The sequence below is a fragment of the Stenotrophomonas sp. CASM114 genome (genome assembly GCF_049384325.1).
GTDB lineage: Bacteria > Pseudomonadota > Gammaproteobacteria > Xanthomonadales > Xanthomonadaceae > Stenotrophomonas > Stenotrophomonas muris.
In genome coordinates this window covers 14,074-25,974 of record NZ_JBMRGJ010000003.1, presented here as the reverse complement: position 1 = coordinate 25,974, position 11,901 = coordinate 14,074, and the positions used below count along the sequence as shown (strand labels likewise).

Below are 11,901 nucleotides of genomic sequence, written 5' to 3'. Positions count from 1 at the left end.
CCCCGGCGATACGCATATCGCCGGGGCCGGGTACCGCTTAGAACCGGTAGCCCAGGCCCAGCATCACGCCGTTCTGGATCTGCCCGTCGCGGCGCTCACCCACGTAGTCGGCCATGATCGACAGGCGCTCGCTGGCGCGACTGGTCACGCCCACGTTCCAGGCCAGTACCTGCTCGCCCACGGCCTGGCTGCTGGCGCCAAACACCAGGTCCGGGGCCGCAGCAAAACCGGTGCTGTAGCGCGCCTGTGAATCGCCCAGCTCCTTCTGCCAGACCACGCGGGCACGCGGGGTGATGCGCTCGCCGTTGTTGCCCTCGAAGGTCTTGAACAGCTGCAGGCCGGCACCCACGCGGATGCTCTCCAGGCTGCCGCCGCGCCCCACCAGCGCACCAGCGCCCTGCCCTTCGTTGAAGCGGGTGGCCGAGGTCCGCGCGTAATCCACCACCGGCAGCAGCGGCTGGATCACCAGTCCCTTGCCGGTGGTGAAGGAGAACGCGTGTTCGACCCGCGCCGAGATCGCATCGTTGCTGTATCGGGCACGCAGCGGCTGTTGCAGGCCATCGATGGGCGAAAGGCTGCGGCGGGTATCGTGGCGCAGGTCGGTGTAGCGCACGGCCGCCGACAGGTAGCCACGCGAATAGATCGCATCCAGGTAGCCGCCCACATCCAGCGCGCGCACGTCGCCACTGAAACCGGAGCCATCGCTGGCCTTGGTCGACATGTCCGCGGCGGCCACGCTGACGCCGAGGGTCACGCGGTCATCGGCCACGCGCGTGTCGGCACCGACCACGATGCCGCCGATGTTATGGCTCAGGCCGGCCACGCCACCGTCGGCATCGATGCGGCCATGGCTGGCAAAACCGCGCGCCCACAGGCTACGGCTGCCACCCGCCGCGCGGCTGTCGCCAGCAGCCTCGCCGGCCGGCTCGACCAGATGCATGGCCAGCTGGTTGAACAGGCTGCCATGGCGCATGCCCGGCTGCGCCGAGACCGACTGCGCCGCCTGCGAGGCCAGGCCATCGGCATCGCCGCCACTGCGCATCGCTGCCTGGTGCTGCTGCACCACGTTGCCGATGCTGCCCAGCAGTGCGTTGTCGGCCAGGCGCAGGCTGGCGTGTGCATCACCGCGCAGGGCGCCGGCCTGCTGTGCGATCACATCGCGGTCGGTGAACTGCAGTGCGCCGAGCAGCGACTTCAGGCCGCTGTCCTGGCGATCCGATGCGGCTGCCAGCGCGCGCCCCAGTCCATCGCCGGAGGTGCCGTTGGCAAACAGGCCCAGCTGATCGAAGCCCGGGTTGGCGGTCAGCCACAGCCCGTCGGCCGTCTGGTTGACGTTGAAGCTGAGCAGCGAATTGTGGCGCGGGCGGAATACTTCGCCCGCGGTGATGCTGGCGCTGTAGCCGGTGTCGCCCAGTCGCACGGCATCCTGGAAACCGCCCTGGTAGATCGGCCCTTCCACCAGATCGCGGCGGTAGCCGCCGGCATAGAAGCCCTGGGCGACGTTCAACGCCAGGTGTGCGCCCTGCGCGATCACCAGCGCCCCCTCTTCGGCCCCGCCATCGTAGAAGCTGCCGACGCGCAGGCGGCCACTGCCGGTGCCCCCGGCCTCGGTAACATCGAACAGCACCTGCCCGCCGGGCATGATGTTGACGTAGCCGTGGGTCACCAGATCACCGCCACGCGGCATCAGCGTGCCGAACACGCGCAGTCGGTTGAAGCCGTCTTCGCGGTAGGACGGGCCGGTGCCATCCAGCAACGCATCACTGTCGGTGCCGACCGATGCGATATCGCCATGGCCAACCACCACGCTGCCCGGCATCACCCGCAGCTCGGGGGTACGCAGCGCGCCGCCCTCCAGCGCGATGGTGCCGTTGTCGACCAGCATGAAATCGGCGCCGGTGGTTTCGGCGGTGCGCCAGGTGGCGCCGTTGCTGACACGGATCACGCCCGCCGAACTTGCCAGGGTGGACGCATCCAGATCGGCCAGCCGCAACTGGCCGCGCAGCTCATCCTGGAGGTCGGGGTCGGCAAGCAGCTGCTGCAGCGACTGCGTGCCGATGCCGTTCGGCCCCCGCGTGGAGACGTTGTACAGGCTCACCGCGTAGTTGATGTAGGTGCTGGCCCAGTCGGTGTTCCAGCGCGCGAAATCGTCGTCGACGAAGGCCTGCAACTGGCGCGCGGTGCGCAGGTAGCCCGGATTGATGTCGCCGCTGACGTTGCTGGTGACACGCAGGGTGTCGCCCGGATCGCGATAGCCTGCCGTGTTGATGATGTTGTTGCCGCGGATGTCCTGGCCAGGGAAGGACTCCAGCTTGCTGCCGCTGCCATCCGGATCGAAGGTGACCGAGGTACCCGTGGTGCGCGCCGGGTCGCGGAACACCAGCAGGCCATTGGGCCGCACCACCTCATACATGGCCTTGTGCAGCAGGCCGGCATCCATGCCGCCGCCATAGTTGCCGGTGTAGATCTGGGTCATGCGCGGCGACGGTGCGTAGGTGATCCTGCCACCACTGCTGGCGGCATGGATCTGCACCGAATCGACCAGTGGCAGGTCGCCGCCGAGATAACGGTTGACGCCGCCGGACTGCATGATCGAGCAGGACGAAATGCAGTGGCCGGACACGATCGTGTCCAGGCCCTGGGTGCGGATCACCGCCTGCAGCCACTCGCCGGCGATCAGCGCGCCACCGTTGGACGTGCGCAGCACGACTTCGTGGATCGGGCGTCCTTCGGCCTGCGCCTTGGCCAGCAGCGCGGGCAGCGCCACCACATCGGCAACGGTTACGCCGCCACTGAGGAAGACGCGATCGTCCCGCACGTGATAATTCATTGCCATGACGTCATCAACCGCCGCCATGGCGGTGATGCCCAGCAACGCTGCCAGGGCCAGGCTCAACTTCGAATGCTTCATGTGTTCTCTCTCTCCACCCGCAACGCACGGGTCGAAAGTTCAACGTCCGGACGGTGCGCCCTCCCCCAGTGCAGCGCCCCTCGAAACATGAACGCATTCACAATGGATTCGTGGGCCACGCACACTCTTCCCCATCCGGTCATCGTCGCGTAAAACTCGAAGACGTACCCGCCACCGACGTCCGAGGCCAGCCCTGTCCGCCCCCTCTCCTCTGATCCATCGCGCGCCGGACCTGTCCGCGCCGGCGGACGCGTTCATTGCGTTCGTGCGGGAGGAACGCGCGCCGTTGTGTGCGTTCCTGCGCACGCGCGGTGTCGGGCCGGAGGATGCCGAGGACATCGCGCAGGACTGCATGGAGCGGCTGATCCGCTATCGCGCGCACAGTGCCGACGAGCTGCGGCTGCTGCTGTATCGTATCGCCCGCAACCGCCTGGCAGACCGCGGCCGTTCGTCGCAGTCGCGGCCGCATCTGTCCCTCGCCGAACATGATGGCGGCAACGAGCCTTCCAGCACGTCGCCCGATCCATTGCGCCAGGCCGAGTCCGGGCAGATGCTGTCCCTGCTGCGGCAGGCCCTGTTCAAGCTGCCCGAGCGCGCGCGCGAGGTGTACCTGCTCAACCGGATCACCGGCATGAGCTACACGCAGATCGCGCGGCACTGTGGAATTACTGCCAAGACCGTGGAAAAACACATCGCCCGCGCCCTGCAGGGCCTGCGCCAGGAACTCGGAACGGATCCGCTGCACAACGACAGGGACAACGGATGAGTCACGCCAGGCCCAGGGAAGATACGCAGCTGTTCGAACGCGCCAGCGCCTGGGTGGCGCGGCTGGAGGCTCCGGACTGTACGCCGGGCGAGCGCGAGACGTTCGAGGACTGGTTGGCCGAGGATCCGGCCCATGTTACTGCCTGGATCCAGGCCGAGACCCTGTTCCAGCAGGGCGAGGAACTGGCCGCCGACCCGTGGCTGCGCACCGCCGCGGCACGTGCGGCACGGCCGGCGCCGCGTCGCTGGCTGCCGGCAGTGGCCGCTGCCGCAGGCGTCTGCCTGGCCATCGGGATCGGCTGGATGATTGCCGTCGACGGCAACCCCACGCCGCTGCGCTACGCCAACGACTCCCACCAGCCCCGGCAGCAGACGCTGGCCGATGGCAGCGTGGCCACGCTGGATGCGGGCACCACCCTGCACGCCCGTTTCGGTTGGCGCCATCGCAACCTGGTGCTGGAACGTGGCCGCCTGCAGCTGCAGGTCGCACCGTCGGGCAAGGCCCTGCAGCTGCGCGCCGGCGACAGCACCATCCGCGACATCGGCACCACCTTCCAGGTGGAACGCCTGCATGATGGCCTGGTCGAAGTCGCACTGCTGGAAGGTGCGGTGGAAGTCAGCAGCGGGGGCACCCAGCACACCCTGGCGCCCGGCCAGCAACTGCAGGTACTGCCGAGTGGCCGCATCCAGCCCGGTCCGGCACTGTCGTCCAATGCCGCAGCTGAAGGCTGGCTGCAGGGACAGCTGGTGTTCGATGCCACACCGCTGTCGATCGTGGTCGAACGCATGAACCGCTACGGCCACACGCCGCTGGTGATCGCCGATCCGGAGATCGCCAGCCTGGCGGTAAGCGGCACCTTCCGTGCCGGCGACGCGCAGGAACTGCTGTCGGCACTGGAACTGGGCTGGTCGGTGGCTGGCCAGACGCGACCGGATGGCGCGCTGGAACTGCGCCGCACGTACTGAGGAGGCCTGCGGTGATGGCAGTACCGGGCGCGCTGCAGGGGGGGCTGCTGCTCCGCACCCTGTTCTGCCTCGCGTTGGGCATCCCCGCGCTGCCGTCTGCCGCTGCGGCCGAGCAAGCGGGCACCCTGGAGGTCGATGTTGGCTCAGGCCCGCTGGCGCCGGCCCTGCAGCAATGGGCGCGACAGAGCGGCATTGCCCTGCTGTTCGATGCGCGTGAGCTGGATGGCCTGCGCACGGCCGGCACTCATGGCCACCGCGATGCGGCCGCGGCCCTGAAGGAACTGGTCGCGGGCATGCCGGTGAACATCCTGCGTACGCCCGCTGGCGGATTCGTCGTACGCCGTACCCACCCCGCGCTCCCATCGCGACCTTCGGTCGCGGCACGCGCCACGCCCGCAGCACCTTCGCCACACAAATCCGCCGACGCGCCGCCGCAGGTGGAACTGGCGCCGATCCATGTCACCGGCAGCCGGCTGCCGCGCACCTCCGTGCAGACCACGCTGCCGGTCACCATCATCGACCGCGATGACATCCTGCGCAGCGGCTACGGCAGCCTGTTCGACCTGCTGCGGCACTTGCCGGGCATGAACGGCCACCCGGCGATGAGCACCTCGCGCAGTGGCGATTCGCAGTACCTGCCGGTGGGTGCGGCCACCACCACCAGCCTGGACGGCATGGGCCCGCGTGCGACCCTGTTCCTGGTCAATGGCCGTCGCCTGCCACGCTATCCCATGGTGTCGCTGGAACAGGGTGGGCTCACCGATCTTGGGGGAATTCCGCTCAGCTTCGTCGAACGCATCGAGCTGGTACGTGGCGGCGCCTCGGCCATCTATGGCGCCGACGCGATGTCCGGCGTGGTCAACATCATCCTGCGCGACCAGGCTGACGGCCCGGAAGCCATGCTGCAGACCGGCCTGAGCGGGCGCGGCGACGCTGGCCAGTATCGCGTGCAGGCGGCCACCGGCGGCGTGCGCGACGGAGGGGACCGCTGGTTCGCCGGCATCGACCTGCACCGCATCGACCACGTGGCCGGTGATCGCCGCCAATGGCATGCGGAAACCTCGCAGTACCTGATCGGCGCGTTCCGCGATGGACGCTACTGGCCGGCAGAACGCTGCGAAGGCCCATTGACGCGGCGCGATGGTGCCTGCTGGTTCGACAGCGCCCGACCACGCTCGCTGCAACCGGCCTCGGATACCGCCTCGACCTACCTGCGCTACCGGCATGAGCGCGGCGAAGGTCGCTATGCCTACGCCGAGGCGCGGGCCAGCCACAACCGGCAACGCTTCGACCTTGGTCCAACCGCCGTTGCCATCGGCCTGTACGGGTTCACCTTCAACAGCGTGCTGCGCGAAGCCGGCAACGTGCGTCCGCATGTACGTGCCACCGACGCCGACGTCACCTTCGGCATTGGCCGCGACCAGGGCCGGCGCAGCTGGGATGCCGGCATCAGCGCACAACGCAGCGATGTCAGCCTGTCCACGTCGGGCACCGTGCGCGCCGAGCCCCTGCTGCGGGTCGCCGAGACACTGGATTTCCTGCCCGGCTTCACCTCGTTGCCGGCGGGCGCGGCCGAGCAGTTGTTCCCGTCGATCCGCAATCGCGGGCGCACCGAGCAGTGGCAGGGCTGGTGGGGCATGCAGCGGGAGCTGATGCCATTGGCCGGCGGTGCTGCACAGCTGGCCACCGGCATCGACCTGCGCCAGGAGCGCTGGACCTCGCATCCCGACGCCCTGCTGAGCCAGGGTGACCTGGCGCTGGGCCTGCCGCAGGAGCAGCGCCACCTGGCGCGCCGCAGTGGCGGCGCCTACGCCGAACTCGGCCTGCCCCTGGCGCACACGCTGCGCATGGACCTGGCAGCACGCTGGGACCGCGATGGCGACTACCAGGCCTTTTCACCCCGTGTTGGCCTGCGCTGGAGCCCCACGCCCCGGTGGTCCTTCCTGCTTGCCAGCGGGCGCGGCTACCGTGCGCCCAGCCTGTTCGAGCAGCGGCGCCCCCCGGGCTATTTCGGTGCGATCGAGCTGCCGGCCTCCAGCGCCCTGCCCGACTGCGCGCAGAGCAGCGGCAACGGGCGCTGCAGCGTCACCGTGGACGTGGTGGAGAACGATGCGTTGAAGGCCGAGCGGTCGCGCAGCCATTCCCTGGCCGCGACCTGGACGCCGACCGATACATTCTCGCTGTCACTCACCCACAACATCGTCGAACTGCGCAACGAGATCCTGGCCCTGCAACCGGCCGACGCGGTGTGGAACCCCGGCACCTGGGAGCTGGACGAGGACGGCCACCTGAGCAACCTGCGCCTGTCCTTCGACAACATCGGCCGCACCACCTCGCGCAACTTTGTACTGCGCGGGGAGTACCACATCGATACCGGCAGCACCGGCCAGTGGCTGTTCTCGCTCGATGCGCTGAAGCAGCAGGAACTGCGCCGTGAACGTGGCCATGATGCAACGGTGGACCTGCGCGGCCATGTCACGCCGACGATGGCCGCCGTGCTGAACGTGCAGTGGCAGAACAGCAACTGGGACATCGCCCTGCGCGGCAACCAGGTGGGGCGCACGCGCGCCTGGCTGCCCGGTGCGGAATGCCCGGAGGAACAGCGCGAGCAGAACCACTGCATGAATCCCCGGCAGCTGCGCTGGAACCTGCATCTCGCACGACGCCTGGGGCCGCGCGTGGTCGCCGCGCTGGACGTGCACAACGTGCTCGACACGCAACCGGTGAACTATATGGTTGGCAACGGTGGCCAGATGCCGGGGCTCGACGATCCGCTCGGCCGCTACTTCCTGCTGACCCTGCAGATCCGCTGAGCGTAGTACCCTACGCGCCCTGTTCCATCGGTTCCCCACCACCCCATGAAGGCCTATCTCTGGTTCTGGGGCGCGTTCCTGCTGTTCTTCGCGTTGCCCTTCCCCTGCATCCTCTATGTCGGCACGTCGTGGCCGGTGCAACTGGCCGACCGCAGCGCGCCATGGCTGGCCCTGCTACTGCTCGCGCTGTCGGTGATCCTGTGGCTGGCCCTGCTGCTCGCCTTCCTGCACTACCTGCTGCTGGGCCCGCCGCGCGCGCTGCATCGGGTGCGCACCATCCTGGCCGGCGGTGAGCCGCGCGACGCGTTGATCGAACAGGCCGAGCAGACTGGCGTGCACGTGCGCGGCTTCGCGCAGTGGAAGCTGCAGCTGGGCTTCCAGAACCTGTCCGGCACGCCCATCAACGAACAGATGCTGGTGGTGGACAGCAAGCCGCAACTGCAGCGTTTCGTGGCCGGCCAGCGTATCGAGGTACGCCTGAGCCGGATGCCGGGCGCGTTCCCCAACGTGGTGCTGGAGGGGGCGCAGCCCGAACTGGATGTCGCCAGCCTCTGGCGTCGTGGTGTCGGCGCAGCGATCGGCATCGTGGCGGTGGCCAGTGCCTATGTGGCCGCCTATCGGCTGCAGAGTGAGGGGCTGGGCTGGACCTTCCTGTCGCTCGGTCATCCGCTGCTGGTGTGCCCGTTGGTGTTGTGCGGCTACGCGCTGGGCCTGCGCCTGCTCGGCCGGCTGCTGCAGGCCGATGCCCGCGGTGACGCGCTGAAGTATCGCGGCATCGGCGTGGATGCGAAGGTGCTGAAGCTGCGCCAGACCGGCACCTATCTCAACGAGCAGCCGCAGGTGGAGTTCCAGCTGGAGTACATCGACCGCGAAGGTGGCGTGCAGCAGGTGAGCGTGCGCCGCTTCATCCCGTTGATCGAGCTGGCCAATCTTCCGCGCGAGCGGGTCACGCTGTTGTACGACCCGGAAGATCGCCGCAACGTTCGCCTGGAGGGTGTATGAAGCAGCCGCCCTCGACCCGGCTGGTGTTCTCCGTGGTGTTGCTGGTGCTGGCCGGCGTCGCCGTGGCAGGCGGAGCCCTGCAGACGCTGGGCGAAACACTGGGCCATTCGGTGCAGGCCAACAGCGCAAGCGCGCCGATCGCCATGCCGCCAGCGCGCGAGAGGCCAGCTTCGCTCGCGCCGATGACCGAGCCGCGGTTGCCGCCGGTGCCCGAACGCAACAACCGGTTGTTCGATGCGGACTACCTGCTGGCCGCCCGCCAGGCACTGGAACAGATGCCTGCGCTGGCCGGGCACCGGCTGACGGTATTCCACAGCATCCACTTCTACGACGATGGCCGGATCAATCTGGACCTGGTGGATCCGCAGCAGCCGTCGCGCGTGGACAGCTACCACTTCGAACGCGGCCAGTGGCGCAAGGGCGACCCGGTCAATCCGCAGCGCTTCGCGCCCACCATCACCCTGCGCCGCAGCAGCACGGCGCTGGCCAACATCGATTTCGAGGCGGTGCCGCGCGTGGCCCAGGCACTGCAGGCACAGCGCAACGCATTGATGGGCACTCCCGGTGAAGTCGGCCACGTCTATGTGATCGTGCGCAAGGGCGGCACTCTGGTCTGGCTGCCGGACGAGGTCGCCGGTGATCGCCAGTCCGCACGACTCTCTTTCGACGCACAGGGCCGTTCCGGCAACGCGACCCTCCGATAGTCAACGCGAAAAGGGGACGGAGGGGATTAAGTCGTTTGTGCCTTGGTGCCGTCTGCGACTTAATCCCCTCCGTCCCCTTTTTGCTGTTTCACGGAGCGGGCGATGGCGTACTGCGCGCCGTAGTAGGTGGACAGCACCAGCAGGCTGGCCAGTGGCAGGCCGCCGGCGAAGCGGTCCCAGGCCAGCAGCGAGTCGCTGGCGACGAACAGCAGCGCACCGGCGGCCGCCCAGCGGGAGCTGCTGGCTTCCATTGCATCGGTGTGCGGTCGCCGCCACTGGCGTGCGAGCGCCAGGACCGCCATCGAGGCCAGCACCAGCACGTATGCCAGCACCGGAATGCGCATCGGTGCGGGCAGGTGCGGCCACAGGCCAAGTACATTGAGTACAGCGAACGCACCGAGCAGGACGCTGGCGGCGAGCAGGCCACGCCCGGCACGCAGGCCATCGCGGAAGGCGACGATGTAGCAGAGGTGCGCCAGCAGGAACGCGACCAGCCCCGGCACGAACGCATCCATCGGCAACATCAGCGCGATATCCCCCACGCACGACAGCAGCATGCCGGCCAGCACCGCGCGGCGGTAGAACGGCTGCGCGGGATCGCGCACCCGCCAGGCGATGGCAGCGATCAGCAGCGTGGTGGTCGGCTTGGCCAACCAATGCAGCCAGCGCCCGTCACCGTGCAGGAACGCACCGAGGATGGCGAGGATCGCCATCAACAGGATCACGCCATCGCGGGCGCGCGGTTTCATCGTGCCTTCCACAGGTCCGCAAGGCGGTCAGGCTTGCCGGCGATACGCTCCAGCACCGGGTACTGCAGGCCACCGTGGTAGGCGATGTTCATCGTTTCGATGCGGTCGAACTGCTTCACCAGCAGCACGATCGGCGCCTTGTCCTTCCCCGCCGCAGCTACCGCATCCTTCAAGCGCTGGCTGCTGTACTCGCGTCCGCCAACGGCAATCACCTTCATGCCAGGCGCCAGGCCGGCGTTGAAGGCCGGGCTGTCCCAGATCACGTCGCCGACCGTACCGTTGTCGAGCACCGTCGCACCCAGCGAGTACGCCAGCAATGCGGCCTTGGCGCGCTTCTCCTGCGCCTTGTAGGCATCGTTCGGCGTATCGCGGTAGACCAGCTTCCAGCCCGCCAGTTCCAGGCCGCCGGTCAACGAACCGTGGCCGTCCAGGCGTCCGCGCAGGAACGTCGCCCAGTCGTACGGCGCGATGCCGTTCAAGGTCGCAACCACGTCATCGAAGGTGTACGGGTTGACGTCCCAGTCACCGTTGCCAACCCCGAAGAAGGCGCGCGCGAAGTCATCCAGGCTGCGCCGGTTGCCGCTCAGTTCGCGCAGCTTGCCCTCCACTTCCAGCCACAGCATCTGGCCGCCGGAGTAGTAGTCCTCGCTCATCTGATAGTTGCGGTAAGGCAGCGTGCGGCGCTGCGCGATGGTCGGGTCATTGGTGGTGTCCTGCAGCGGCCGCCAGGCCAGGCCCGGGCGACCACGGTCATAGGTCGCGGCCACGTTGGCCAGCATGTCGCGCGCCTGCGCGGTCGACCACAGCCCTGAACGCGCCGCCAGCACCTGGCCCCAGAACTGGGTCTGGCCTTCGTAGACCCACAGCAGACTATCGCCCATCGGCGTGTTGAAGTTGGCGGTGGCCAGATCGGCGCCGCGACGGTACTTGCCATTCCAGGAATGGGTGTACTCGTGCGGCAGCAGATCGCGCATCCACGCGTTGTTGTCCCACTCGGTGAAGTAGCCCGGGTCGGCACTGTTCTCGCTGGAACGGTGATGCTCCAGGCCGATGCCACCGAGGCGGTCGGTCAATGCCAGCAGGAACTCATAGTGGTTGTAGTGCCGCGCGCCGTAAAGCTTGTCGGCCTGCTGCACCAGCGCACGATGCAGGGTGATCTGCGCCTCGCTCGGCTTCAGCGATTTGGCGTCGTCGGCGAACACGTTGAGGTGCACCGGTACCTTCGCGCCCGGATCGAGATCGATGCGCTGATAGTGCTCGCCGGCGAACAAGGGCGAATCGACCAGATGGTCATACGAGATCGGCTTGAACACCACGGTGTCACCGTCGCGGCGCGCGGTCTCCAATGCAGTGGCGAACGACCAGCCCTTGGGCAGGGTCACGCTGGCCTGCGCCTGCAGCTGGCGCGCGTCGATGCCGGCCGGATACAGCGAGTTGGCGTTCCACTGCAGGTTGAGCATTTCCGGGGTCATCACCACCCGGCCCTGGCTGCCACCCTGCGAGGACAGGAAATCGAAGTGGGCGACGATCTCGCTGGCGCCCTCGGGCACGTTCACCTTGAACGCATAGACGTTGTACTGATCGCGCTGCCAGGCCAGGGGCTTGCCGTTGGCGGTCACGCGCAGGCCGGCCAGCTTGTCAATCGGGCCGGTGGGCGAATGGTTGCCGGGAATCCACTGCGGGTACAGCAGGGTCATCGGGCCGGGCTTGGCCGGCACGGTGGCGGTCACCTTGAAGATGCGCCGGGCCAGATCGCGCGCGTCTACATCGATGCGCAGCAGGCCGGGAGCTGCGGCGTTGGCCGGCGGCGAAATCTGTGCGAGCGCGGGCGTGGCCACCAGCGCAAACAGCAACGACATCGCCAGGGCTCGGGTCTTCATCAGGCAGTTTCCAACAACGGGGAATCCTCCGATGCTAGGCCTGTGCGATGGCCGGCCCCATGGCCAAAGGTCATGGGCGGTGCGCCCGCCCGGCCATGCCAAAGGCGTGCG

8 protein-coding genes are annotated in these 11,901 nt (G+C 68.1%); 5 read left to right on the top strand and 3 right to left on the bottom strand.

The genetic code is table 11. The annotated features are described in order from the left end of the window. Nucleotides 1-37: 37 nt before the first annotated feature. Nucleotides 38-2,911, bottom strand: coding sequence for an autotransporter outer membrane beta-barrel domain-containing protein (locus VG566_RS04680; RefSeq protein ID WP_241884131.1), 2,874 nt, complete (start codon nt 2,909-2,911; stop codon nt 38-40). 232 nt (nt 2,912-3,143) lie between these two features. Here VG566_RS04680 and VG566_RS04675 point away from each other — a divergent pair, with 232 nt between their 5' ends. The 5 genes from VG566_RS04675 to VG566_RS04655 are packed head-to-tail and all read left to right on the top strand — an operon-like array spanning nt 3,144 to nt 9,161. Continuing rightward, on the top strand, nt 3,144-3,677 hold the full coding sequence (locus VG566_RS04675) for an RNA polymerase sigma factor (protein WP_075076110.1): 534 nt from the start codon (nt 3,144-3,146) through the stop codon (nt 3,675-3,677). Then, nucleotides 3,674-4,642 (top strand): FecR family protein, encoded by a 969-nt coding sequence (locus VG566_RS04670; protein ID WP_049441225.1) that lies wholly within the window; start codon nt 3,674-3,676, stop codon nt 4,640-4,642. The genes VG566_RS04675 and VG566_RS04670 overlap by 4 nt, the downstream gene beginning before the upstream one ends. 14 nt (nt 4,643-4,656) lie before the next feature. Continuing rightward, nucleotides 4,657-7,455, top strand: coding sequence for a TonB-dependent receptor domain-containing protein (locus VG566_RS04665; RefSeq protein ID WP_241884130.1), 2,799 nt, complete (start codon nt 4,657-4,659; stop codon nt 7,453-7,455). Between the two features lie 45 nt (nt 7,456-7,500). Then, the gene (locus tag VG566_RS04660) at nt 7,501-8,457 is read left to right on the top strand and encodes a hypothetical protein (protein WP_046429530.1); all 957 of its coding nucleotides are present in this window, start codon (nt 7,501-7,503) and stop codon (nt 8,455-8,457) included. Then, complete coding sequence (locus VG566_RS04655) at nt 8,454-9,161, top strand: hypothetical protein (RefSeq protein WP_049441217.1); 708 nt, start codon at nt 8,454-8,456, stop codon at nt 9,159-9,161. The genes VG566_RS04660 and VG566_RS04655 overlap by 4 nt, the downstream gene beginning before the upstream one ends. A gap of 59 nt (nt 9,162-9,220) precedes the next feature. Here VG566_RS04655 and VG566_RS04650 read toward each other — a convergent pair whose 3' ends face one another. Together VG566_RS04650 and VG566_RS04645 are read right to left on the bottom strand one after the other, a co-directional pair. After that, on the bottom strand, nt 9,221-9,910 hold the full coding sequence (locus VG566_RS04650; protein WP_241884129.1) for a lysoplasmalogenase: 690 nt from the start codon (nt 9,908-9,910) through the stop codon (nt 9,221-9,223). Then, the gene (locus tag VG566_RS04645) at nt 9,907-11,790 is read right to left on the bottom strand and encodes a peptidase M61 (protein ID WP_241884128.1); all 1,884 of its coding nucleotides are present in this window, start codon (nt 11,788-11,790) and stop codon (nt 9,907-9,909) included. Before VG566_RS04645 ends, VG566_RS04650 begins: the two co-directional genes overlap by 4 nt. Nucleotides 11,791-11,901 lie beyond the last annotated feature (111 nt).